The sequence below is a fragment of the Vibrio sp. 1CM24A genome (assembly GCF_023161725.1).
In the GTDB taxonomy this organism is placed as follows: domain Bacteria; phylum Pseudomonadota; class Gammaproteobacteria; order Enterobacterales; family Vibrionaceae; genus Vibrio; species Vibrio coralliirubri.
Map to the genome: position 1 here is coordinate 162445 of NZ_JALNTS010000002.1, position 26346 is coordinate 188790.

General features: G+C 42.9%; 18 protein-coding genes. 9 read left to right on the top strand and 9 right to left on the bottom strand.

The annotated features are described in order from the left end of the window. Positions 1-845: 845 nt before the first annotated feature. Together MSG38_RS04680 and MSG38_RS04685 are read right to left on the bottom strand one after the other, a co-directional pair. On the bottom strand, positions 846-2678 hold the full coding sequence (locus MSG38_RS04680; RefSeq protein WP_086969651.1) for a hypothetical protein: 1833 nt from the start codon (positions 2676-2678) through the stop codon (positions 846-848). A gap of 191 nt (positions 2679-2869) precedes the next feature. Further along, on the bottom strand, positions 2870-3730 hold the full coding sequence (locus tag MSG38_RS04685; RefSeq protein ID WP_248401467.1) for an oligogalacturonate-specific porin KdgM family protein: 861 nt from the start codon (positions 3728-3730) through the stop codon (positions 2870-2872). A gap of 506 nt (positions 3731-4236) precedes the next feature. Here MSG38_RS04685 and MSG38_RS04690 point away from each other — a divergent pair. Continuing rightward, positions 4237-5088: a polysaccharide lyase family 7 protein gene (locus MSG38_RS04690; protein WP_248401167.1), complete on the top strand. Its 852-nt coding sequence runs from the start codon at positions 4237-4239 to the stop codon at positions 5086-5088. Between the two features lie 66 nt (positions 5089-5154). After that, on the top strand, positions 5155-6192 hold the full coding sequence (locus tag MSG38_RS04695; RefSeq protein WP_052878551.1) for a polysaccharide lyase family 7 protein: 1038 nt from the start codon (positions 5155-5157) through the stop codon (positions 6190-6192). Positions 6193-6428: 236 nt separating this feature from the next. Here MSG38_RS04695 and MSG38_RS04700 read toward each other — a convergent pair whose 3' ends face one another. From MSG38_RS04700 to MSG38_RS04710, 3 genes are all read right to left on the bottom strand, one after another. Continuing rightward, positions 6429-7796, bottom strand: coding sequence for an MATE family efflux transporter (locus tag MSG38_RS04700; RefSeq protein WP_081090258.1), 1368 nt, complete (start codon positions 7794-7796; stop codon positions 6429-6431). A 148-nt stretch (positions 7797-7944) separates the two neighbouring features. Continuing rightward, complete coding sequence (locus tag MSG38_RS04705) at positions 7945-8667, bottom strand: FadR/GntR family transcriptional regulator (RefSeq protein ID WP_048616485.1); 723 nt, start codon at positions 8665-8667, stop codon at positions 7945-7947. 174 nt (positions 8668-8841) lie between these two features. Continuing rightward, positions 8842-9618 carry an SDR family NAD(P)-dependent oxidoreductase gene (locus MSG38_RS04710; RefSeq protein ID WP_248401169.1) on the bottom strand — a complete coding sequence of 259 codons (777 nt, stop codon included), beginning with the start codon at positions 9616-9618 and terminating at the stop codon, positions 8842-8844. A gap of 342 nt (positions 9619-9960) precedes the next feature. On the opposite strand from MSG38_RS04710, the gene MSG38_RS04715 reads away from it, so the two are divergent. The 3 genes from MSG38_RS04715 to MSG38_RS04725 all read left to right on the top strand — a co-directional run bounded on the left by MSG38_RS04715 (position 9961) and on the right by MSG38_RS04725 (position 13569). Next, on the top strand, positions 9961-10680 hold the full coding sequence (locus tag MSG38_RS04715) for a FadR/GntR family transcriptional regulator (protein ID WP_017072471.1): 720 nt from the start codon (positions 9961-9963) through the stop codon (positions 10678-10680). Positions 10681-10963: 283 nt separating this feature from the next. Beyond that, positions 10964-12826 carry a DUF294 nucleotidyltransferase-like domain-containing protein gene (locus tag MSG38_RS04720; protein ID WP_050621193.1) on the top strand — a complete coding sequence of 621 codons (1863 nt, stop codon included), beginning with the start codon at positions 10964-10966 and terminating at the stop codon, positions 12824-12826. Next, complete coding sequence (locus MSG38_RS04725; RefSeq protein WP_248401170.1) at positions 12826-13569, top strand: 3'-5' exonuclease; 744 nt, start codon at positions 12826-12828, stop codon at positions 13567-13569. The genes MSG38_RS04720 and MSG38_RS04725 overlap by 1 nt, the downstream gene beginning before the upstream one ends. A gap of 139 nt (positions 13570-13708) precedes the next feature. Here the strand turns inward: MSG38_RS04725 and MSG38_RS04730 are convergent, their stop codons facing one another. The 3 genes from MSG38_RS04730 to MSG38_RS04740 form a co-directional block, all read right to left on the bottom strand. Further along, positions 13709-14434 (bottom strand): oligogalacturonate-specific porin KdgM family protein, encoded by a 726-nt coding sequence (locus MSG38_RS04730; protein WP_048607040.1) that lies wholly within the window; start codon positions 14432-14434, stop codon positions 13709-13711. 852 nt (positions 14435-15286) lie between these two features. Beyond that, positions 15287-16840, bottom strand: coding sequence for a methyl-accepting chemotaxis protein (locus MSG38_RS04735; protein WP_248368695.1), 1554 nt, complete (start codon positions 16838-16840; stop codon positions 15287-15289). A 433-nt stretch (positions 16841-17273) separates the two neighbouring features. Then, on the bottom strand, positions 17274-17885 hold the full coding sequence (locus MSG38_RS04740; RefSeq protein ID WP_017061462.1) for a toxin-antitoxin system YwqK family antitoxin: 612 nt from the start codon (positions 17883-17885) through the stop codon (positions 17274-17276). Positions 17886-18393: 508 nt separating this feature from the next. On the opposite strand from MSG38_RS04740, the gene MSG38_RS04745 reads away from it, so the two are divergent. Beyond that, positions 18394-20166, top strand: coding sequence for a transporter (locus MSG38_RS04745; protein WP_017061461.1), 1773 nt, complete (start codon positions 18394-18396; stop codon positions 20164-20166). 85 nt (positions 20167-20251) lie between these two features. Next, positions 20252-21868, top strand: a complete 1617-nt coding sequence (locus MSG38_RS04750; RefSeq protein WP_248401171.1) for a polysaccharide lyase 6 family protein — start codon at positions 20252-20254, stop codon at positions 21866-21868. 168 nt (positions 21869-22036) lie between these two features. On the opposite strand, the gene MSG38_RS04755 is transcribed toward MSG38_RS04750, so the two are convergent. After that, the gene (locus tag MSG38_RS04755; RefSeq protein ID WP_102579483.1) at positions 22037-22549 is read right to left on the bottom strand and encodes a peptide-methionine (S)-S-oxide reductase; all 513 of its coding nucleotides are present in this window, start codon (positions 22547-22549) and stop codon (positions 22037-22039) included. Positions 22550-22787: 238 nt separating this feature from the next. Here MSG38_RS04755 and MSG38_RS04760 point away from each other — a divergent pair, with 238 nt between their 5' ends. Continuing rightward, entirely contained in the window at positions 22788-23900 is a 1113-nt protein-coding gene (locus tag MSG38_RS04760) for a GTPase (protein ID WP_248401172.1), read from the top strand. Next, positions 23887-25587: a GTPase gene (locus MSG38_RS04765; protein ID WP_248401173.1), complete on the top strand. Its 1701-nt coding sequence runs from the start codon at positions 23887-23889 to the stop codon at positions 25585-25587. Before MSG38_RS04760 ends, MSG38_RS04765 begins: the two co-directional genes overlap by 14 nt. Positions 25588-26346: the final 759 nt, after the last annotated feature.

Here is a 26346-nt window from a genome sequence, read left to right on the forward strand (position 1 = left end):
GGATAGTTATTAGTTACACAGAGTTGAAGACATTCTCATTAAGCTCATTCAGTATTAACTTCAGTCATTATCAGTTTCAATCACTATCCTCCCCCCAATCGCCGATCACCATTAACCTCAGTCATGATTAATCTCAGCTGATAACAGTTCATATTATCTCTTATTCAAAGCTAAACAATGCCAATATTATTTTGGAATCGCCATAGCTAAAAAATTTTGACTTCGTTCTCAAGGTATGTGGCAATGCGACGTCTACACATGAACGTATTGTTGTGCGTGGTCCACTAATAAGCGTTAGCTCGGCTGATTACTCCCGTTTTGTTCTTGAAACCGTCACTTTTGGGTTATTTAGCAAGACTCTTAGCAACAGCCATAAATCGTGCTCTAACTCTTGCATAAATAGAAGGGCAGTTAGCCATCACTCTATTAGCGCCAATGCTTCATGAAATACTCAGGCGGGCTCAAGTCGATGATCAAACGAATCTAATGCTCAAGGGGATGCGCTTGAGGGGTAGTTGCTTACAGGCCGTAAATACCTTGATTGTATGGTACGGTGATGTTGAATAATAATTTGTGGGTGAGTGCGGAGCTGAGGGTTTTTGTTTATCTATGAGAGATACAGGGCTTTGAGAGGGTTAAATAAGTTAGAGAGGCAAGGGGCATTCGTTACTAGCAGCATCGGTGCTTATTCAACGCTGAAGCAAAGTTCCGCTGAGTCAGAGAGCTTAACTGAATCGCCAGTCTGCTTTTTATTCTTGAGCTAACAATAAAAAATCCCTATCAAATTACGTTGATAGGGATTTGTTTTATTTAGTAATCAAGTCAAACAGACTTTCTAATGAGAACTAGAATAGGTCTGAATCTAGGTTGTCGAAGTAGGTGTATGTACCTTTTGAACCATTGTCACCAGTGTATAGCGCAATAGCGGTCGGGGAACCACCTGCACTTTCAGCTTTTAACCCAGTGTAGTCTGTTCCATCAACATTGACGGTAATGTCTGTATCTACCCATGAAATGGTCACATCTACCCATGTGTCTTTTGAGTATGAAGCAAGTTCAACTTGGCTGCCTGTTTCGTTGCGGAATTTAATCATACTAGATGTAAATACAACTTCAGTGAAGCGACCACTAGATGATGCATCGTTATTAGAACCTAAGAAAATGTATGATGCTTTTACATAGCCATCGCTAGGGATGTATACAGATGTAGAAACAGAGCCAGTTTCTGCTGCGCCACTAGCAAAGTCGCGGCCAACGATAGCTTTGTTATTATCAGTGGTTGAGTCCGCACCATCTTCAATGCGTAAAGAGTTAGAACCCGACTTGGCAAAGTCACTACTGATCACTGCTGTATTTAAAAACCCATCAACACCTTTTGTCTGGTACGCAGGGTTAGCCACATCGATCTGCGTACCTACAGTATAAGAATCGAAGTTGTCTGTTACTTCGCCGGGCTCTGGATCTGGCTCTGGATCTGGTTCAGGTTCTGGCTCAGTACTACCACCGTCCACAATAACAGTCGCCTCCGCAGTATTGTTGTTATATGGATTGCCTGACAAAAGTTGCCCATTCGGATAGTTATTAAAGTTATCTTCAAATACTAACTCGTCAGTAGTCGTGTCATTTGAATAAACTTTAAAGTTATCAGCGTTCAATTCGTAATGTGTTGTGTTGGAAGTATCACCAAGCTTTAATGATACGATAGTCACAGCAGTTTTATCGAAAGCTTCAAAGCCGTTACCGCTATTGTCGTATACGGTGTCATTGACCTTGAATGTGTAGTAGCCGCTGGTCCAACTGACTTCAACCGCGAGATCCTCGCCTAACGTGTAAGTGCCTACAGGTTCCTCAGCAATTTGAGGCTTACCACTACTATCGGTAACTGTAGAGCGGTAGAAAATGTCTCCAGCGTTAAAAATAACCTCGCCGTGTAGGTTCGTGTTAGATGTACCTGAAGCGTAGAGGCTAATATAAGCGTTATTACCTGAGCCGTTTTCTGGTTGTACCGTGTCTTCATCGACTTGATAGATCAAATCAACGGTCACTTTTCCTGATTCAATGCTGTCCACGGTTGCACCAGTGCTGCTGTCAGAAAGTTTTAAACGCAACTCACCGACATCATCTTTTACACCGCCATTGTTTGTATCTAAAATCTGAACATATCCGTTGATACCACTTGCTTCATTGGCCTGACTGATCGCGTCTTGTACGCTGTCGGTAGCGGTTTGATCTGAACCTGAATAATTGATACCGGTAGATTCATCAGAAATACTTAGTACACCTGCGTCATCGAATGAAAAAACACCATCTAAGATTTCAAGAGTCGATGATCCCGTTTCATAATAAGTAAAAGAAACAGTGCCAGCTTCTTCATCATAGTTATTGGTAGAAGCACTTGCATCTTTAATGGTGTATGTACCTAAGTCGTCGTCGTCGTCATAGTACTTATGATTACCGTCTTCTTGGAAAACATACACATTTGGAAGATCTGCGTTTGATGACGCGGATATTGAAGCGGAGTTACCATCACTGATTTGCCAGTAACCCGTAGTTAATGCTGAAGGTTGGCTACCTGGATCGGTAGAACCATCGGTCGGGATAGGTAAACCATCACTGTTACAACCGAATAATAAACCTGTCGAAAGAGCGACAGCTGTAGCGACTTTAGAAATCTGCATAAAATATTCTCTTTATGATATTAAATCCATATGTAAATCACATAAGAAATAGATAATGAATAGTCGTTAAATATTTATTAGGATGAAGCTAATTCTGATTAGAACATCCTATTATTTAAAATAAAGTAATTAAAATATGCCCAAATAAGTTACAAGAGGAGAGGGCTATTCTATATTTTGACTATTTTTTATTAGAATGAGTAAGCAATACCAACACGGTATTTAGCTTCACGATCTTTTGAAGATGAACTGATATCAGACGACCAGATCTCAGCAAAAGGTTTCCAAGAACCGAACTTATAGTTTACCTTTAAGCCAGCATCCCATTCCCAGTCATCACTATTATAAAGAAGTACGTTATCCAAAGATTTTACATAGTTTGCTTCGTAAGAAAGGCCAAGCTTCGGTAGAGATTCTACTTTGTAAGAACCCGTTAGTGTGACTTTAGACTTTTGAGCTGACTCTAAACGTTCACCAGTTTCAGAGTCTTTGTCACCAAATTGTGTGTGGTTACGGAAATCAGCATATTCGTGACGGTAACGAATTGCGGTTGTTAGACCCATGTCTGCTTTATAGCCAACACGGAACTGAGGCTTGAACGTAACCTTCTTCATCTTCCAGTCGCCGTCGTTGTAGTTCGGCTCATCCCAGTCCCAAGCGATTGGCATACCAACTTGTAGGTACCAGTTGGTATCAACCTTATAAGTTGCGGTATTTTCGACTTCCATGCCGTAGATGTACCAGTTGCCATCATAGAAGCTTCTACTGTTCGCTGATTTAACTTCGCCAGAATCTGCGTCGTAGTAAGAATCGTCAGTATGGAATTTAACTTCAAGGCCAGTTGAGTGCTTCCACTTATCTGACAGTTTGAAGCTATGACCTAGTTTTACACGGTGCTGGTGGCGAGCGTCGACATGAGCTTCATCGCCGTTGGTTTTTGTATAATCAGTCGCTGCACGATACTCATAGCGGTAATCAAGTGTTGTCGCTGATGCCATTCCTGCAAATAAAGTTGTTGCCACTGCGATAGCAACCATATTCATTTTTTTCATCATTACTCTCGTATTTTTAGATTTAAGATTAAGTAAAGGTAGGGTATTCCTAGTGAGCCACCCAATAACTCATACAATAATCTTATATGTTAAGTTTATGAAAAACCGTGAGCTGGTACTCAATGCGAATAAATGTAGTATTGACTAGTTTGTTAATTCAGTTGTGAGTCACGAAAATTTCTATAATTCGAACAAAAAACACTCTTAATTGTTAAAATATGGCGCTGCAGTTAACAAATTTAACTTTTTTAACTCGTCATATAGCAAAGTGTTATGAATATCCCACTTTTAATACTGTGTTTAATCTCAATAATGACTGGTCTCTCAATTTCCCCACTTGTCCAAGAAATACAAAAAGCATGTGATAAAATAATACAAATGTTTTATCGGTGATCATAACAACATGACCTGGATAACTGGAATTAAGCAGTCTTTATTTCATTGGTTAGTTTGTTCGTTGATTCCATGGTCTGTACGTTTATCAAATGGTTGGTCGAGTCAGAAAAATGAAAAACTTAATATGCTTAGCCGCAGCAACTTCACTTTCGTTAGGAGCGTATGCGTCCGACTTAGGAGTCCCTGCTGATTCCTCTCAATTCAAAGAGATTTTGAAAGTTTCTAAGCTGCAAATGTCTGATCCTAAGGGGAAGCCCGGGAATAAAAAGGACTATGCGAGTAAAGGTGAATTCGATGGGGTGGTGTTTGAACATTTTTATCTTGATGAACCGACTCAAGCCTTAGTCTTTAAAATGGCGGGCTATAAAAACCGCAGTGAGCTCCGCGTTAACGACAACTTCAAAATTGATGAACCCAGTAAATACCACCATTTAAGCGCTGAGTTCATGCCTATTAACCCTCGTGATTCGGTTCAGAATAGCGAAAAGAAACGAGATGAAATGACGTATTTGCAAGTGCATAACAAGGGTACGTATTACGATGGCAAACAAGATTCCCATGGAGAAGGATATATACCTCACCCGTTGGTTCGCGTGGTTTATGATGCAGATAGAAGCGGTAAGACCGACTGGTATTGGGCAATCATAAAAAATAATGCGGTTAACTGCAGCTCCAAGAGTGGCAATAAAGGCTCAGCGGAATGTAAGAAAGCTTATATAAAGTTACCGCTTGGCCCGATAGCTGAAAAAGGCTCGGACAAATTTGATATTTACGTAGGTAACCAAAGATTAATCATCAACCATAACGACAACACTGTAGTTAATCACGACATTAGCTATTGGAAAGATATGGTGAGTTATTATAAGGCTGGCGTTTATAACCAATTTAAAAATGGTGAAAGCGAAGCCCATTTCTACAAGTTAGCTTATTCAATAAAAAATAAACCTGTTATTGCAGATTAGGGTAGTACTACCTAATTTAATATTTATGGGTCTACAAATACTCGTTTGTTATTAAGGATAATTTGGATGTTCAAAAAAAATATGCTTGCGGTAGCTTTGCTATCAGCAGTACCTATTGTGTCGTTCGCAAATAATGGTGTGTCTTATCCAGTACCTGCGGATAAGTTTGATATGCGTAATTGGAAAATAACGATTCCTTCGGATATTAATGAAGATGGTCGTGTTGATGAAATAGAAGGGGTAGCTATGATGAGCTACTCACACAGTGATTTCTTCCATCTTGACAAAGACGGCAACCTTGTATTTGAAGTGCAGAACCAAGCGATTACGACGAAAAATTCGAAAAACGCGCGTTCTGAGTTACGCCAGATGCCACGTGGTGCTGACTTCTCTATCGATACGGCTGACAAAGGTAATCAATGGGCATTGTCTAGCCATCCATCAGCAAGCGAGTACAGTGCTGTTGGCGGCACACTAGAAGCGACACTAAAAGTGAATCACGTTGCGATTAACGCTAAGTACCCAGAGAAGTACCCAGCTCACTCGGTGGTTGTTGGTCAGATTCACGCTAAAAAACATAATGAGCTAATCAAAGCTGGAACTGGTTACGGGCATGGTAATGAACCACTAAAGATCTTCTATAAGAAGTTTCCTGGCCAAGAAATGGGTTCAGTATTCTGGAACTATGAGCGTAATCTAGAGAAGAAAGATCCTAACCGTGCCGACATCGCTTACCCTGTTTGGGGTAACACCTGGGAAAACCCAGCGGAACCGGGCGAAGCGGGCATTGCTCTTGGTGAAGAGTTTAGTTACAAAGTGGAAGTGAAAGGCACCATGATGTACCTAACGTTTGAAACAGAACGTCACGATACGGTTAAGTATGAAATCGATCTGAGCAAAGGTATTGATGAGCTTGACTCACCAACGGGTTATGCTGAAGATGATTTCTATTACAAAGCGGGCGCATACGGCCAATGTAGCGTGAGCGATTCTCACCCTGTATGGGGGCCAGGTTGTGGCGGTACTGGCGATTTCGCTGTCGATAAAAAGAATGGCGACTACAACAGTGTGACTTTCTCAGCGCTTAAGTTGAACGGTAAATAGTACATAGCCAGTAGGCTAGCTCGACACTGTCCTTAAGGAATGTTTTCGAAGACCACTTAACCAAATGTTGAGTGGTCTTTTTGTTTTCTATGAGATTTAAGATGAGCTGGGTATCAGCGAGAGTGTATTGAAGCATACCAATGAAAGGTGCAGTCGAAACAATACAACCTTGTCAAAAGACAAGGTTGTAATCAGAAAGCGTAGAAAGATTTTAGGACGGCAACTCGATATCGAGTTTAGTCATACATCAACTCTTTAGCTTTGTCGGCATCAAACTCTTTTAGAGACTTTCGAGCTAAGTGACGGAATGGGAAAGCTTTAACGACTTCTTCGAATGGTTGGATAGCAAAGGCCCAAAAGATAGAGCCATCTAAACCAAAGATGATCAATGCACACAATGGAATTGAAATTACCCATTGACCAGTAAAGTTGATTTTGAAGACTGCGGTCGTTTTTCCTAGTGCTCTTAATACATTCCCATGAACCGTGTTGTAGCCACGAACAATTGGCAAGAAGATGTAAAGTGGGGCGATAACGGCCAATGCTTGATAGGTAGACTCATCCAAGTTCGGGTAAATGTCACCAATGACCAGACTTAATCCTGCGAACAAGAGTGCACAAACGAAAGAAATGACGACTGCAATATCGATACTGGTATCGACGTTTTTGACTAGGTCATCCATCTTTTTGGAGCCAATCGCTTGGCTGATAGTAATCGCGGAAGAGTGAGCCCAAGCGGTAATAAATTGAGAGACAGCCCTGATCCAAGGCATCACCAAAGTAATCGCTACGTAAGCGTTGATGTTAAGTTGCGAATACAACAATTGATATATCGTTGCACCAATCAAAAGCATGGTCACGTTCGCTGCTACGGGGAATATTTCGATAAAGTGACGGCGAACGTTGGTAAAGAATTCAGATCGCTGAGCGTCTAATTTGAGTGAAATCGCTGAGCTTAAATACACGCACAAAACCAAATACAGCAAGCGGATCGTTATTGCAATAATGCTGCCTAATGCGGCACCTTGTACACCAATGCCTTCAAAATTAGAGAAGCCATGAATCAGCACATACGAGAGTACAGCATTGATAGGCAGTTCAATTAAGTAACCTTTGAATGGGACTTTAGTTCTGCCTAGCGCATTAAATAAAGCAATGATCACCTGCGTTAACGCGGTAAAAATAACGATGTATTTCGAGATGTCTAGATAGCGGCTGATTTCTAAGTGAAGGGAAGCGTCGTCTGTTAATGCTTGAATCAAGGGTTGTTCGAAAAAAGTAAGTAGAAGCCAAAACAGGGTTGCTACGCCAAGGTTGATAAATAACCCTGCCCAAAATGCTTTAGATAATGACGCGGCGATGCCAGAGCCCACTGCGCGGCTTAATACTAACTGAGTACCGTTTGCCAGCGCCATTTGAATTCCCAGTACAAAGGCAACGATAGTCGTCGCAATCCCCATTGCAGCTAAAGGGATTTCACCAAGAGGAGAAACCAGCAACGTGTCGATCATCAACATCGACTGCATCAAGATACCGTTTAAGGCGAGGGGCCAGGCGAGAGAGAAATTTTTCCTTACGTACGATTGCGAAGACACAAACAACACCTTATGTGTATAACCGTAAGCTTTCTCTGAGGTGACGGAGTAGAGCGTTTAAAGAAGAAAACACTACGGTATTTGATGGTTAAAAAATGGGTGTTAAAACAAGACTGACTTGTGTCTTTGAAACACAAGTCAGTTTGGTTAATCTCGGTTATGCGATGGCTAATTCAACCCGAGAGAGTTTTTGATTCTCATCGTCTAGCAGGACTTGAGAAGCAATTCGAGCTTGCTTGGCATCGCCTGACATTATCGCGTCGTAAATCGCTTTGTGTTCTTCTAAACAGAAGCGACCGCCTTCAGCGGAGTGGTCGATAAACTGCTTGAAGATAGTCGACAGAATGTTCGCGAACGGAATGTAAAACTGATTACCTGTCGATAAGAAAATCGTTTGGTGAAACAGGTGATCGTTGGTCGTCCACTCTTCATAATCGAAGCTATTTGCCGCGATGGTCATCTTCTGGAAAAGAATCGAAAGCTCTTTGCGTTGCTCAACGGTTGCATTAGTTGCAGCGAGTGCACACGCTTCCGGGTCAATCGCTTTTCTTAAGCCTAAGAATTGAGACAAGAACGGCTTGGTATCTTCTAAATCTTGAATCCAGTACAGCAATTGCGGGTCTAAGAAGTGCCACTGTGTTCTCGGTTTGATACGAGTGCCCACTTTTGGCTTCGACTCGATTAAACCTTTTGCCGAAAGTAGCTTGGTTGATTCTCGAAGGGCAGTTCTGCTTACTCCAAAGATATCGCACAGCTCCATTTCGCTGGGTAACTTTTGATTTTCTTCTAACTCGCCTGACAAGATCTTGCGAGCAATTTGTCTCGCCACTTGAACATGAATTCGGCGGCTTGAATCTTCCACCAATGTAAATATTGACATTTAAACCACCTGAAATTGAAACTTTGAAAACACTAAAAGCCAGACGAATCTGGCGTTTAGTGTCAGTGTATACGTCTAATTTAGTGTGAGGTTTTCCCTCATCTACTCGGGTCTGTTGACCTTATATAGTGTGGCGAACTTAAATCGCTGAGTGAGCTTATAAAAACCAGCTAACTAAGGCGTTATTTGTCCGCCATTAACATCTAGGATTTGACCTGTGATGTAACCGCTGCAAGCGTGCGATGCAAAGAAAGCAAATGAAGGAGCAACTTCATCAATATTGCCAAAGCGTCCCATTGGAATGTTGTTAGCAATGGTCGCTTTCAAATCGTCGCTCTTGCCATCGTGAAATGCGGTGTCGATAGTGCCCGGTGAAACAATGTTGAAACGGATATTGTCTTGCGCGAACTCTTTCACCCAATTACGGTGAATGTCATGTAACCAAGCTTTAGATGCGGCATAGATGCCTGCACCAACACCACCGCCTTCGCGAGCGGCAATCGATCCTGTGCTAATCACACAAGATGTTTGCCCCGACTCAGCAGCAGAGGCGCGTAAATGCGGGATAGAGAACTTAGTTGTCATCAGCGCAGAGCGAACATTAAGGTTCATTACGCGCTCATAAAACTCATCATCGATATTTTCTAGATTGGCGCGACCACCAAGGCCACCGGCGTTGTTAATCAACACGTCCATGCCACCAAAATGATCAGTAAACTCTTTGACTAACCTTTCGCACTCTAATGTGTCCATTAGGTTTGCAGGGAAAAAGGCAACATCGCCACCCAGTGCGGTAAGTTCAGATAGAACGTCATCGACTTTTGGGCTGAAAGCACGACTATTGATGCCGATTTTTGCGCCGTATTTTGCAAAGACACGTGCGGTAGCTAAACCCATACCAGCAGTAGAGCCAGTAATTAGAATGCGTTTGCCTTTTAAATCGTAAAACATCAGAGCCGCCTATATTGTAGATTATTTACACCAATAAATCATACAATAACACTTGCCATATTCAAGGGTGTTCACCTAAAAACGGGTTATTACCGACATAAATAGTGAGAGTAAGGGTGGTTTTGTGAGTTCACGCATACATTGAAATTGTAAATGAGAACTATTTGTATGAGTTAATGGGTTGAATTGGTTTTATAAACCTAAAGATGAGCAGGTTTGTGAAATATTGCTCCAGCCTTTATTGGTAGTGACCTCACGTTATTCTGATGCTGTGTTGGTGAAGATATAAATCAGTGCTATAGTCCGGGTTAAATAATACATATCTAATAAGTAAGTAGACACATGGCTGGCTCTTTCAATTCTATTTCAGGCTCTAAGCGAAGCCTTCATGTGCAAGTTGCACGTGAAATCGCTCGTGGTATTTTGTCGGGCAATTTGCCTCAAGGTTCTATTATCCCTGGTGAAATGGCTCTGTGTGAGCAATTTGGTATCAGTAGAACAGCATTAAGAGAAGCGGTTAAGCTTCTGACTTCAAAAGGCCTATTAGAATCTCGTCCTAAGATCGGTACTCGCGTTGTTGACCGTGCATTCTGGAACTTCTTAGATCCACAATTGATCGAATGGATGGACGGTTTGGCCGATACAGACCAATTCTGTCATCAGTTCTTGGGATTACGCCGCGCGATTGAACCAGAAGCGTGTGCTTTAGCTGCTCAGTTCGCGAGTGCAGAACAACGCATTGAGCTCTCTGGTATTTTCCAACAAATGGTAGAAATCTCTAGCGAAGAAACGCTTGATCAAGAGCGTTGGCTAGATATCGATATGAAGTTCCATAGCCTGATCTTCAATGCAACAGGTAACGACTTCTATCTTCCATTTGGTAACATCTTAACGACCATGTTTGTTAACTTTATTTCTCACTCTTCTGAAGAGGGAAGTACTTGTATTAACGAACACCGCCAGATTTATGAAGCAATCATGGCCGGTAATAGTGACAAAGCACGCCACGCGTCAGCAAGTCACCTGTTAGAAACAAACCACAGATTACCAGCCGCTAGTTAATTGTTTTCACTGTTATTTTAGCTTTGATCGTTTTGCATTATCGACGAGAGGTCATTCTCGTAAAACTAGGGTAGTCAAAGTTAAAATTACGGTTATTCAAAAGCTAATTTCAGCAGTGACCTCTAAAAAGCACGTTTCATACGTGCTTTTTTTGCATCCAAATTTGATGAAAACCTGACTGGTGTCCAATATTTAATCTATTATTTGCTGTTTCGTTAAAAGCACTAGTAACCAGTATTTTAAGTTATATAATAATACTAATTAAATTATTGTGAGTGTGATTATGCCCCAGTCTCTACTGCCAAATATTCTTCAATTCATAGGTCAAATCGACCCATTCGATAAGATCCCTAAAGAAGCACTTCGCGAACTTGCCTCTAACGTTCAAATTACTTATCTCGGTAAGGGAGATGTGGTTGATTTGTGTGAGTCGGGGAAGGAAAAATCGCTCTATATCATTCGAACGGGCTCTATGGAGCAACGAAAATCGGATGGTGTGCTTCGTGCTCGTCTAGGCAGTGAAGATTTGTTCGGCTTTACGTTCTTAGATTCTGAAGTCAACGACGAAAAAGGCTATAGAGCTGTCGCAATCGAGAACACCTTGCTTTATGTGATTCCACACTCGGCACTTCAAACGCTTTTCAAAGCCTTTCCAAGTTGCGCAGAACACTTTGCTTCACAGGCGCAGGTTCGCTTGAAGTCGGCACTGGATGTGGTTTGGTCAAATAAAGAGAAAGGCCTATTCATTCGTAAAGTCGAAGAAGTGGCAAGCGGGCAGGTGGCGATTGTTAAGTCTGAGCAAACCATCCAGTCGGTTGCGGTTGAAATGCTTCATCAACGCTCACCGTGTGCCGTGATCTATGAAGGTGAAACCATTGTTGGTTTGATCACCGACCGAGATATGACTAAGCGAGTGATTGCCCACGGCGTGAGTACTGATAGCCTGATCTCTGAGGTCATGACGCACTCTCCACTTACGGTAAAACCGGATGATCTCGTATTGCATGCGGCCTCTATCATGATGCAATTTAATATCCGTAACTTGCCCGTAGTGAAAGAGAATAAGGTCGTTGGTCTTCTTACTACATCTCATTTGGTTCAAAACCACCGTGTTCAAGCGATATTCTTGATCGAGAAAATCAAATACGCAGGCAGCGTGAAAACCATGTCTTCGTTCACCTCAGAGCGCCAAGCTATTTTTGAAGCGCTGGTGGAAGGTAAAGTAGCGCCTGAAACCGTCGGCAAGGTAATGACCATGATTATGGACGCCTACACCCGTCGATTGATTCAAATAGCGATTGATAAGTTAGGCCCACCACCGTGTGATTTCTCTTGGATCGTGGCCGGATCGCACGCGCGTAATGAAGTGCACATGCTATCGGACCAAGATAGCGCGATTGTTCTGGCTGACGATGCAACAGACAGTGACCGTATTTACTTCAAACACTTAGCGATGATGGTGACCAACGGCTTAGCAAGCTGTCACTACCCATTATGTCCAGGTAAATTCATGGCTGCGACGCCAAAATGGTGTCAGCCACTTAGCGTTTGGAAGCACTACTACAAGAAGTGGGTGGCTAACCCAGAGTATGAACGCTTGCTTAACATCAGTGTGTTCCTAGAAATTCGTACTATCTACGGCAACAGTGAGTTCGAAGGTATTCTTCGCGATGAGCTGCACAGCAATATTCGCGGTAACCGTGAGTTTTTAAGCACGCTAGTGAAAGACGCGGTCAATACCAACCCGCCACTTGGCATCTTCAATAGCTTAGTGCTAGAGAAGTCAGGTGAGAATAAGAAAACGCTGAACGTGAAGAAGTACGCGATCAACTTGATTATCGACTTAGCGCGTATTTATGGCCTTGCTGTGGAGTGCGATTTGTCGGCGACTGACGAACGTTTCGCTGCTGCCAATGAAAAAGGCATGCTGAGCGACGACGCATTCAAGAACATTCTGGGCGCTTACCAGTTCATTCTCTCTTTCCGTTTTGGTCATCAACTTGAAGCACTGAAGAACGGGGATGTGCCTGACAACAACATCAACCCAGATAGCTTTGGTAGCTTTGAGCGTAAACACTTGAAAGATGCCTTTAGGATCATTGCTGACCTTCAAGAAGCGGCGAAAATTCGTTTCGGAGCACGTTAATGAAGCTATGTTCAACAAATAAATGTTTAAAACGAATGCTAAACTATTTTCACCCGCTTGAGCGAATCAAACGTAAACGTAAGCAATATTTGGGAACGGTTAAGTTGCCAGAGGCGTTACATGATCTCGTAGAGCAGCCTTGTCCTGAAATGACGGACTTGGCCAAAGACAGCGAATACATCATTTTAGATCTCGAAACCACGGGCTTAGACAGCGAGCAAGACCTTATCTTATCTATGGGGTGGGTCGATGTGGTTAAAGGGAGAATCGACTTAGCGTCAGCCAAGCATATTTATCTGAATAACGATTCGCAGATCAACGCTGAAACCGCTGTTATTAACCATATTACGCCGCAAATGTTGGAAGAGGGCGCGTCTATTCATGATGCGATGCTGACGTTTTTCGAAGCAGCTAAAGGCAAGATCATTGTCGCACACGCTTGTGTGGTCGAAGAGAAGTTCATTAGCCAATACCTTCTTCGCTGCTACGGTTTAAGAGCGATTCCTCTGCTTTGGCTTGATACCTTGTGTATTGAGAAAAGCATGGAGAAAGCGATCAGCAATCATGAAGAAGTCGACTTAACCTTGGCAGGGACTCGCGAAAGGTACGGGCTTCCTGAGTACAACAGCCACAATGCATTGGCCGATGCCGTTTCGACAGCGGAATTGTTTTTGGCTCAGCAGAAGCGAGTTGTCCCTAACGATGATGTGACCGTTGCCTTTCTCTATCGGATCAGTCACTAGGAAAAAGAGCTGCAAGTACGCGGCTCTTATTTTACTGAACCGATTTGAAAGGAAAAAAAGCCAGCGATTAAGCTGGCTTTTGTTTAGGTCTTAGAAAATTAGGACAGTAATTATCTTAGATTATTCATATAGCTATCGATTAGAAGCTGTAAGTTAGACCAACACGGCTACGCAGTTCACGAGTCGCTTTAGTTGATGAAGTGCTCACATCACCAAACTCTACGTATGGTGCCCACTGACCCATGATATGGCGAATACTTGCGTTCAACTCGTAGTTGGTATCGTCGTTGTCGTAGATGTCATATCCATCCGCTTTGTAGTAGTTACCTTCTAGACCAAAGCGCCAGTTTTCCATTGAGTAGTTAACGTTTGCCGTTAGACGGTGACGACGTTGGTTTTCAATGTTTTTCTCAACACCGACAATGTCACCATTACCGTCGAGCTCGTACTCAGTTGTGCTAGTGTTCTGTCTCATATCGTAACGGTAACGAGCACTTAGGCTTAGGCCATCAACGCTATCCACTTTGTATGTTGCACGAACTTGAGGCTTGTATGTAACGCCAGATTCACGACCTTCAATTGGCATACCGTAAGTCATTGTCCAGTTATCGTTTAGCACATGACGGTAATTTAGACCAAGCTCCCAACCATTGTTCTTCAGATCTTCCATGAATTTACCGTCTTCTCCCTTGAATTTCGCTTCGATATCTACAAGGAAGTTGCCAATGCTATCGCCAAGTTTTACACGAGTAGCGTGTTGATCTGTATGACTCTTGTATTCGTGCCTCATATCGAAAGACGCAGCAGATACAGAGCCAGCAGCGAGTACAGATGCCACAGCAATCACGATTTTAGTTTTATTCATGGTATTAGTTCCATATTTATAGGTTGAGTATTGGCCATAATTACAAGCCAAATAGAGTAGTTCTTGTCTTCAATGCATTTTGTTTTTGAAATTATTTCTTGGTTATTTCAAATTTGTTTTGCATTTAAATAATACAAATATGCTAACGATTTGAAGGCGTATGATCTGTGAATTGGATCGTGTTGTAGGGATAAAACCACTATTTACAAAGGGTTACAAAGTCAATGTGTGTCGTTAAGTTTATGATTTTTAGTGGTTTATTCGTCTTTTGATAATGATTTTTAAGGGTTTTGTTCGTCAATAAATGTGCGCTACAGCAAAAAATTGAACCTTTAGATATCATTTTTATTTGTAATACATTATTATTTACTAACTTTCTGTAGCAACACATAACTTTGCTGTGTTGATTGCATGAACTGACTGTGTAAAGCCGAATTAGTAAGAGTGGTCTTGAAGCTAAATGGATTAAATCCACCGCTTTAAGAACATGAGGCATTTACTTGAGGTGATTTAAAGCTCAATCAGAGAAGGTTTGAAATTTAGTAGGCAAGGCAGTGACATAGCCTGCTATATGAGTACGAACTTGATAGGAATGAACAGGGTTCGAATAGTTACCCGTTGTTCTCATCAGCGACAAAGAAGAAATCGTTGAAGTGCTTGCGAAAGCATTTTGATTATTGCTCCCAACTATTCTAATTATAACTTCTGCTTTCGTTTAGAAAGGTAGGAGATGGTAGTCGAAGATCTGCCCTTGCGCTCATGTTGATACAGGCAACATGAGCGTTTTTTTATCTGAAATTTGAGTAGAGAGTCGTTTGAGGCTCAATAAGCGTGTAAACCACGGCTTAATAGCTAGGCTTTTAGGTTGATGACAGCACGTTCAAGTGAGTCTGTTTGCTCTACGACTGAAGTTGCAGAAGCTGCGTTTTTTGAAGCACTTTTCACATTGGTCATTGTCAGCTGTTTGATGGCATCTACGTTTTCGATGATCTCTGATGTGACCTCACTTTGCTCCTTCATGGCATTGGATACCTCTAAACTGTTATTTAGAATGGTTTCCATATCTGCGATAACCGATGTGATTCTAGAATGTGCCTTCTCACAAGAGTCGACACTGGTATTCCCTTTCTCACAACAATTTTGAATCGTGTTAACCACCATTTGGGTTTGGTCTTGAACCCCTTGAATAATGGTTGAGATCTCTTCGGTTGAAAGTTGTGTTCTGCCTGCCAAGGTTCTTACCTCATCCGCAACAACCGCAAAACCACGACCTTGTTCTCCAGCGCGCGCTGCTTCAATGGCGGCATTCAAAGCGAGTAGGTTGGTTTGTTCAGCAATGTCTTTAATCACCTCTAGCACGGTATTGATCTTCTCGGAATGAACAGAAAGACGATTCACTTCTTCACTCGCGCTCACGAGATCGGTTGAAAGAGTATTGATTGTGTCTCTGGTGAAGGCTACATCGTTCAGGCCATCATTCGCGGTGGCGAAACTGGTTTGCGCATTTGATGACGCGTTTTCACTGTTGTTGGCCACATTTTGGATATTGCTGCCCATCTGGTTTATCGCGGTCGCAATATTTTCTGTTTGTTGTTGCTGCTTATTCAACGCGCCTTCCACTTCGATACCGTCGTGTTGCAACTGGTTGGAAATGTTGCCCAGCTCCTGAATCGACCCCTGCACTTGACCAACAAGTTGGCGAATGTCTTCTAGTACGGTGTTAAACGACTTGGCAATCTCAGCAATTTCATCTGAGCCGCTGTCTTCCGCTGTGACGGTAAAGTCACGTTGTTGGGAGACGAGCAACATAGTTGCGTTTAATGAGGCTATCTTCTTTGCAACACGCGATGAGATCCCAAAAGATAAGGCCATCAGTAATACCGTGACGGCAAGTACTGAGCTCACAATAAACGTGGTAATGGTTTGTTGAATCGATTCGACCTGTTGTTCTAAACGGACTTCAACGCCGGTGAATATAGAGATGATATCTTCAAACAGCATTTTCATTTCTGATTTCAGTTCACTGACCTTTTCCGGGTTGCGGTCTATCGCGTCTACCATTAAGGAAAAGTCTTTGTTGTATTGCTTCACTTCTCGATTGAGCTTATCTAGCTCAGGCACCGCTATGTCTGACTCTTCAAGTAAAACAGAGAAGCTATTCATCAACTGTTGGAAGTGTGAATACTCTTTGGCGAATTCAGGCTTGAGGGTTTTGTCGTGACTGATCAAAAACTCTAGTTCTGTTCGATTCAGTTGAAGCATAGAAACTTCAAGCGACTTCACCTTGATCAGAGTTTTCTCTAATTTGATCAGCTTTAGATTGGCGATTTCAGTAAATGAAACGACAACCAATAAAGAGACAATGGATAAACAAGCAAGGCTAAAAAGGGAGGTTTTAATTTTCATAGGCGGGCACCAAAGCAAAACAATATGACTCAACAACGTATTTTGGAATCTCGTTTCTCTTATTTGCGTGATAAGTCGCTTACGAGCGGATAACTGAGATCTGACTCGCAACGGAAACGTTTGCTTACAGTATTTTATGGATAGGTTATGCGCAAGTTAAATATTTATTATTTTCAATGACTATTGATGATTGTTTTATCACTAGATGGGGTGCTGTAAATAAAAGTGAAAGGAGAAAGGTAAAGTTGGAAGAAAGTGATGGGGGAAGTGGTAGTGAAAAGAGCAAGTCAAAAAGCCACGAACATTCACGCTTAGTAGCATGAATGTTCGTTTCTCTTCTCTTCTCTTGTCGCTTAGTTGCAGACGTGTAGCAGCAGACTTTAACCAGGCGTTTAGCTATATCAAAGAGCTCTGTGAGAGCTGTTTTTGATGCTTAGCTTTCGGTTGGCATCCACACCTGTTTAGAGGTGACTTTGTGATCTTTAAAGGTCAGTTCTTCAACTTTGTCACCGTTAGTATTCCAGCGAGTAAGTTTTCCGTTCGCGACTTCACCTTCATCAAACTTCGCTTGGCTGGCCTTATTGCCGTTCGGGTAGTAGTCCGTTACCAATCCATCTTTTTGTCCGTCACTGTATTCAGCTGTCAGGCTTTGTTCCCCATTGGGATACCAGCGAGAGGCGGTGCCCGATAGTTCATTGTCTTTATAATTGAGTTCTGCTTTTTTCTGTCCGTTTGGATACCAGGTTTCGGCTTTGCCTTGTAGTTCACCTTTTACGTAATTCACTTTAGAAGCGACTTGGCCATTCGGATACCAGTTAGTTTCTAGCCCAAGTTCTAAGCCATCGGCAAACTGAGCTTGGGTCGCGACTTGGCCGTTATCGAACTTCTCTTCAAATTGACCAGTGAAGGGTTTTGAATGGTTTACTTGGTAAGCCACGCCTTTACGCATCTGTAAGTAGTCAACAGCATCTTCACGTGGTGTTGCTGCATAGCTCATAGAAGATACCGTACTAAGAGCAATTAAGATTGGAACGTATTTCTTCATAATGACACCTTTTTATTGGACGGGGAAAGTGTAACGGGTGTGTTAAAAGCATTTCACTTCCGTGTATCCCTGTCAGTATCTAATAGTGGTTTTCAAGTTTTCATTATTGGCTGCCTAATATAGGGAACTTTTAAAAGCAAATTATTAATCTCATTTGTACTACAAATGTGTTGGTTTAATTCATTTTTATAAACTATATCTAACGATATTTTTGCTGATCTTCTTTGAGCTTTGATCGTGACGAATAATAGTTTTTAACGATGACTCTTCGACTTTTAGAGACTTTGTTCATGTTTTTCTGGGTTTTGGTCGAAATTTAGTGCGGATAACTGCACTGACTTGAGGAATTGCGCTCCTAGGTGGTGCAACTTTGAACTCGATCACTTGTATGATTAATTGAGTGTCAGACTGTAAGATCACTGTCACGCATTTGGATTATTGTAGTACAAATGTAGTTGCCATCTATCTATAGTGACCTCAACAAAAAACATAAATAAAAGGTCTAACGATGGAACTCAATACCCTGATAGTTGGCATCTACTTCCTATTCTTAATTGCGATAGGGTGGATGTTCCGAACGTTTACAAGTACGACAAGTGATTACTTCCGTGGGGGAGGTAATATGCTGTGGTGGATGGTAGGTGCAACCGCATTTATGACCCAGTTCAGTGCTTGGACATTTACTGGTGCAGCAGGTAAAGCCTTTACCGATGGCTTTGCCGTCGCGATTATCTTCATCGCGAACGCATTCGGTTACCTAATGAACTACCTTTACTTCGCTCCGAAGTTCCGCCAACTGCGCGTTGTGACGGTAATTGAAGCGATTCGCATGCGTTTTGGTAAGGTGAATGAGCAAGTATTTACTTGGTCTGGCATGCCAAACAGCGTTATCTCTGCTGGTATCTGGTTGAACGGTCTTGCGATCATCGCATCGGGTATCTTCGGCTTTGATATGACAACGACGATTGTCCTAACGGGTCTGGTTGTACTGGTGATGTCAGTAACGGGCGGCTCTTGGGCGGTAATCGCATCTGACTTTATGCAGATGGTTATCATCATGGCGGTAACGGTGACGTGTGCTGTGGTTGCTATTTACCACGGTGGCGGCGTTACGCAGATCGTTAACGACTTCCCAACAGATTCATTCATTACGGGTGATAACCTGAACTACATGAGCATCTTCAGCATCTGGGCTGTGTTCATCTTCTTAAAGCAGTTCAGCATTACCAACAACATGCTTAACTCTTACCGTTACCTTGCTGCGAAAGATTCAAACAACGCACGTAAAGCAGCACTGCTTGCTTGTGTACTAATGACGCTTGGTCCAATCATCTGGTTCATGCCTTCTTGGTTCATGGCTGGTCAAGGTGTTGATTTAGCAGCAGCTTACCCAGAAGCTGGCAGCAAAGCCGCTGACTTCGCTTACCTTTACTTTGTTCAAGAATACATGCCTGCAGGTATGGTTGGTCTTCTGATTGCCGCTATGTTTGCTGCGACTATGTCTTCAATGGATTCAGGTCTAAACCGTAACTCAGGTATCTTCGTTAAGAACTTCTACGAGCCGATTCTTCGCCCTAAAGCGACAGAGAAAGAGCTAATGGTTGTTTCTAAGCTAACGTCTACTTTCTTCGGCATCGCGATCATCTTGGTTGCTCTGTTCATCAACTCTCTTAAAGGTCTGAGCCTTTTCGACACCATGATGTACGTGGGCGCATTGATCGGCTTCCCAATGACAATTCCAGCATTCTGTGGCTTCTTCATCCGTAAAACACCGGATTGGGCAGGTTGGGGTACGCTAGTTGTAGGTGGTGTAGTTTCTTACTTCGTTGGTTTCGTTATCACTGCTGACATGATCCAAAACTGGTTCGGTCTAAATGAACTAACAGGCCGTGAGTGGGCTGACCTGAAAGTGGCTATCGGCCTTATCGGTCACATCATATTTACTGCTGGCTTCTTTGTTCTTTCAACATTGTTCTACAAGCCTCTTGCTGAGCACCGTGAGAAAGACGTAGACAAGTTCTTCAACAACCTAGCGACACCACTAGTTGCTGAAAGTAATGAACAGAAGAAACTGGATAACAAGCAACGTCGTATGTTGGGTTCACTTATCGCGGTAGCGGGTGTGGGCGTAATGACTATGTTCGTACTGCCAAACCCAATGTGGGGACGCATGGTATTCGTTCTGTGTGGCTTGATTGTGTTCTCTGTTGGTCTGTTACTTGTTAAAGCAGTCGATGACAAAGTCGAGCAACAAGACGAAGTCACTCCAGCCGAAGGCTAATTTAATACGCATCCTAAATAACATCACGGCCACCTAAATGGGTGGCCGTCATTTTTATAATCCAAACTTTAATGTGAGATGTACGATGAACAAAAAACTATTATCGGTAAGCATTATTAGCGCGTTCACACTCGCTTTTGCAACAGGCTGTACAACACAAGAAAAAACAGCACCCGTAGTCAGTGTCGCTGAACAAGCTGCGCCTGCTGTTAGCGAAATCGACCGTAGTTACCTATTGAGCAGTGACCGCTTAACTGAGGTCGATGGCGACACTTTAGCCGTTGCTTCGGAAGAGCAAGTGGCTGCGCTTAAAGCACAATTTGAAAACCTAAAAGATGGCGACGAAGTGGTTATCCCTGCCGGTAAATACGCGAACTTAGGTCAAGTGACGATCACGGCGAATGACATCACTATCAAGGCCGAGCAAGCAGGTTCTGCGTGGATCACTGGTTTGATTCAGTTTGAACTGAAAGGCGCTGACATCACGCTTGATGGCTTGGTATTTACTGAGGGCGGTCCTAACGAACGTTTTGGCGCAGTTCGTATGATGGGTAATGGCAATACGCTTCAAAACTCAACATTCTACTACTTCAACCATGATTACACGTACGAGCCAGATGAGCGTCGTTCTGAGTATCCAAAGTACCTTTGGGTTTCTCTATGGGGTAAAGACGGCAAAGTCATCAACAACCGTTTCGAAGGTAAGCAAAAACGCGGCACTTTGATTGGTGTACAAAAAGATGACACAGCTGACAACCACCTGATCGCGAATAACATCTTCATGGATCAAAAGCCTAACCAGTTCAACGAATTCGACATCAAAGAAGCGATTCGTTACAACGGCAACAGCTGGGAAGCGATCCGTATTGGTGATTCTAAATCTTCACAGTGGGATTCAAGTTCTAAGTTCGTGAACAACCTAATGATCGATATGGATGGTGAGCGTGAGCTTATCTCGATTAAGTCGGGCGACAACACGATCTCAGGCAACACGATCTTCCAAAGTGCAGCTCTTATTTCACTGCGCCACGGTAAAGGCAACACAGTTGAGAACAACATGATTCTGGGTAACGAGAAGCGTCTAACGGGCGGCATTCGTATCTACGATGAAGATCATGTGATTCGTAACAACTACATTGCAAACACTCGTGGTCGTGATGGTGTGATTGAAGGCAACGCTGACCTACGTGGCGGTATTGTTATTAACACGGGCATCATCGACGTAGCGAATGGTGAGCAGCTAGATCAATCGGTGAAGGGCAAAGAGCTGAACAAGCAATGGACGCCGAAAAACATCACCATCGAGAACAACTCTCTAGTCGACACTGAGTGGGGCATTGTTTACGGCAACCAAAGCCACCGTGTAAGTTTGTTTGACAACGCAGAAGTGGAAGGCATTTATGCGGGCGTTGATGTGGCGTTCAAACACAACGTGGTCGATAACTCGCAGTCACCTGAGTTTGTAAGTGTACGTGCAACGCAAGATTTCCCATTAGTTGGCGCAACCTACAAAGACGAAACTTACGTAGGTCAAGTAACGGATTCTGAACTGATCGAAGGCTACTCGGTTGAGCTACCAAAAGTCGTTGTAGAAAATGGCATTAACGCTTACCAAGGTGAAGGCGCAGACGTGTCTAAACTTGCGGTCGTGACGGCTGAAACAGCGGGTCCAGACTACGTGCTTGAGAATACGACTAAGTAAGTTATTAGTTAATGGCTTAATGGTTTGAGCTATCAAATCAATTCACGATAGCAGTCCTGACCATAACACTTAAAAAGCCTCAACGGATAATGTCTGTTGAGGCTTTCTCGATCTTAGATCGTGACCATCTCAATCTTACGTCGTAACTATTTTAATCTTACGTCGTGACTATTGTGATTTATACTTATGCAGCAGATCCCAAGGGATATGGCATAAGTGGTGATCTTCAGGGAAGTGACTTAAGTGATGTTGGTGGATGTCGTCGCTGGCAACATAATTGGTCAATGGCAACACCTCAACAGCGATACGGTCGGCATCATCTCTCGAAGAAATATAGTGCTTAGCTTCGGTTAAGTGTTCTGCATTAGTGCTGTATACGCCTGTGCGGTATTTCTCTCCGATATCAACACCTTGTTTATTCACGCTGTAAGGGTCAATAATCTCAAACAAGTGTTCCATCAGAATCGTGACTGATGTGATGCTTGGATCAAATTCAATTTGTACGCACTCTGCGTAGCCATCGTAATCGTTTTGTGTGCCGTTGCTTTGAGTCGTCTTGTTCTCTGTTGGCTGGGCGCTTCCATTTGCACGGCCTGCTTCTGTGCTGATAACGCCAGGAACGTACTTAATAAATTCCTGTACGCCCCATAAGCAACCGCCAGCTAAATAAATTTGTTCCATACTTACCTTTTACTTCTCTGTGTTTGTTGATGTTTGTTCGATGCGTGAATCAATACGATGATACCCGCACGTATAAAAAAGCGTCTATAAAAATGAGCGCGCAAATAAAAACAAGCGCTTAGGCATTGTAAACCTGTGCGACTGAACAAACATAAGTTTAATATGATTTGTGATTATATAAGTCAGTATTGCTTTGTCATCACCCGAATCTCAACATCAAGTGAGCGTTACTCTAAACATGTTTGACCAAATAAAAGACTTCATTAATCCGAGCAAGAACCCAGACTTGACTCAGGCCCATGAATACCAGCGTCAGCATCTGCCGACATTGTGGCTGTTGGGGAAAACGGGGGCGGGCAAGTCATCGTTTATTCAGGCGGTGACTGGCGACTCTTCTGTTGAAGTGGGCAATGGTTTTGCGCCTTGTACCATGACGGCGATGTCTTACGAATTCCCACAAGACAAACCCGTGATGCGCTTTCTCGATACCAGAGGTTTAAGTGAAGCGAATTACGATGCGAAAGAGGATCTGGAAGAGATTGGTCAGGCAGGTAATGCGTTAGTCGTTGTGATGAAAGCCGACGAACCTGAACAATCCGCTGTGCTTACGGCTCTAAAACAGATTAAGAAACAGAAGAAGATTAAACACTTGCTGCTGGTTCATACGGCGGTGTTGTCTTCCTGTGAACCAGATCGAGCAAGGCAAATTCAGTTCAACACTAACCAAGTAGAGAAGACTTGGGGTAAAGAGTTTGAATCGGTAGCAGTCGATTTCGAGACGGATGACTCGAGCAATAACAGTGGTTCAATTTACAACTATGACATCTTGTTAGAAAAGCTGACCAGTATTCTTCCGGTGATCGGAATGATGGTGCAAGACAAAGAGCACTCCACGCAAGAAGAAGCCAACTTTGATCAAGTAGAAAACGAAGTGCTTTGGTATGCAGGAAGTGCGGCAGCGAGCGATTTGATTCCGGGTGTTGGTTTGGTATCGGTACCTGCGATTCAAGCGAAAATGCTTCATAGCTTGGCGAACCAATATGGGGTCGAATGGAACAAGAGAGTCTTCAGTGAGTTGATAGGCACTCTGGGAAGCAGCTTTGCTTTGCAATACGGAATGAAACTGGGCACTCGACAGTTGATAAAGCTGATTCCAGTTTATGGTCAAACGGTAGGCGCGGTGGCTGCAGCGGCAATGAGTTTCGGCACCTCTTATGGTTTAGGTCGCGCTGCGTGTTTTTACTTCTATCATAAGAACAAAGGTGAAGAAGTGTCTGAACAAGAGATGCAGAAGATCTACAAAGAATCCCTGAAAAAAGGAAAGGCGGCGTCGGGCTATGAAGAAAATTAGAAACCTATTTCGATTACTGGCGGTGCTATCGAGCGGCCGCTGGGGCATTGCCCTGATTTCGGCGATCTTCCCAAGCATTATCATGATGGGTTTTGGTGTCTTCTTAGCGATCAAATACGGTTACCTACTCGAAATGTCGATTGCCATTGCCGTGAGTACCTTGGTTCTCACCATTCCTTTATTCATTTCTAGCCGTTCTTCACGCGATTCTTCAAGCTGCTCTTCACGCCGATCTTCAAGTACGGAGCCCTTCTCAAACAAAGAGAGTGACGGCCTTGGTGAGGATGTTTCTGAGTCTGAATCACAACATAACAAAGCTGATATCAACGATGCATTGGTTAAGGCTTCGGCTGATTGGTCTCAGAAAGAACTGTCGATTTGGAATGATTCAAAACACCATGTACGCCAACAATTAATGGTCGACATAGAGTGGGGCAATCTAGACCAAACCGGTTTAGAGGTACTTGAATTCGTTGCGAAAAAGTTTGATAAGAAATCGCTCGATTTTTCGATTCCTGAAGGACTAAAGCTGTTCGAAGAGGTCAGCCGACGATACAAATTGGTCGTGCGAGAGCATATACCCGGCATTGAGTATCTCAAGGTTTCTTACATCAAAGCGGGCTACGAAGCCTATGACAAATATGGCGAGCTAGGGCAGAAGATCGTTAAGGCCGCTATTTGGGGGAATCACCTTAAAAACCTCTATTTGAACCCGCTAAAAGTGATTTCTGATTTAGGTCGAGAACAAGCGACGGCATCGATGACAAGAGGGGTGGTTGATGACATGCAATACGCCGCTAAACAAGCCTTGTTAGATGAAGTCGCTGCGGTGGCGATTGACCTCTATAGCGGACGTTTCAGCATTGAAGATGAAGCACTGAAAGCGTCTGATGTTTCTGAACTCGATGAACAACGCTTTGCTCCAGAGTTAGAGCCCGTGCGAATCGTGCTGGTGGGGCAAACCAGTTCTGGTAAATCTTCACTTATTAATGCACTCAAACAAGAGTTGGTTGCAGAAGTGGATGTGCTGCCATCAACGGACACTTCAACGGTTTACAACGCGTTTGTCGACGATAATGATGTTCGCGTTGTTGATCTCCAAGGGCTTGATGGCAATCCTAAAACCGAAGCCTTAATGCTGAAAGAGATGACCCAAGCCGACGTAGTGTTATGGGTGCTTAAAGCCAATCAATCTGCACGTGATTTGGATAAGCAGTTGAAAGATAGATTTGATGCTTTCTATGACGATCCTAAGAACATCTCACGTAAGAAACCGATTGTGGTGTCGGTTGTTAATCAGGTAGACCGATTAAAGCCTGTAGACGACTGGCAACCACCGTATGACTTAGAGAACCCAACATCGGCCAAAGCGAAGATCATTGCTCAAGCGCTCGAATACAATCATATATTGCTGCAAACCGATATCGCGTTACCGCTGGCGATTGCGCCAGAAAAGGTACAGTTTGGTTTAGATACTTTAAGGCAGACGTTGATCGAACGTATCGCTGACGCAAATAACGTGCAGAGAAACCGCCAACGTTTAGAAGCCATGAAAAGAGGCACGTCGGTTAAAGGCCAACTGAATAAAGCGGTCAAGGCGGGTAAGAAGGTTGCCCCCAGTGCATTGAAAGCAGCGACGCCAAAACTGGCTGAAATGGCCATCAAGCAAGCTGTTAAGAAGAAGTAAGTCATTCACTGCAAAACGGTTCTGGTGAGGCTTGAGACTCATCAGAACTGAGTTTTTTGGAGCGTGAGAGCTTATCTTTATTTAGTTAAGGCTGAGAGCTTTAGTGCTTAGCTTTTCTAGATCGGCGAGTTTTAGAGCTTAGCTTTTTAGCTCTCTAGAAGATGGCTTTTTTAGAAAACAGCTATCTTCGCTCCTTATTAGAGAGGTATTGAGTGTAAAAGAGATTCGATATTATTAAGGTTCTCGCTGAACTAGTTTAATAGTATATAAACAGCTGTGATTCACAGTTTATATAACACGCTATCGTATTTAATTACCATTCTAAATATTGATCACATTTATACTTTTCTAAGCTTTATTTATAAAACAATTGCACTATATTTAAATTTCGGATCATCTTGATTTCAACGTAGGGATATATTGTGAACATGTATCTGAAATGGCAATCAACAACTTGGCTAACCTTGTTAGCTTGGTATACCTTAGATCACCAGCTCTCGTTCCACCTTTCTTCAGAGTAGTACCCTCTAGGCGTCACGCGCCAGCAAAGCAGCGTGCTTTGTTTACCTATCAGCAGCTTTGATAACCTTTGAACGCATGAATGTCGCGCTTATTATTCCGTGCAAGGTATTCATTGTTTTGTCGTTCTCGCTAATTATCTTAGCCTCTGTTTAGGTTTGATTAATAAGTCATTATTTAATTTGTTTATTTTCACTGTTAATTTTCACTGTTAATTTTCTGTGTGTCTTTATACGGAAC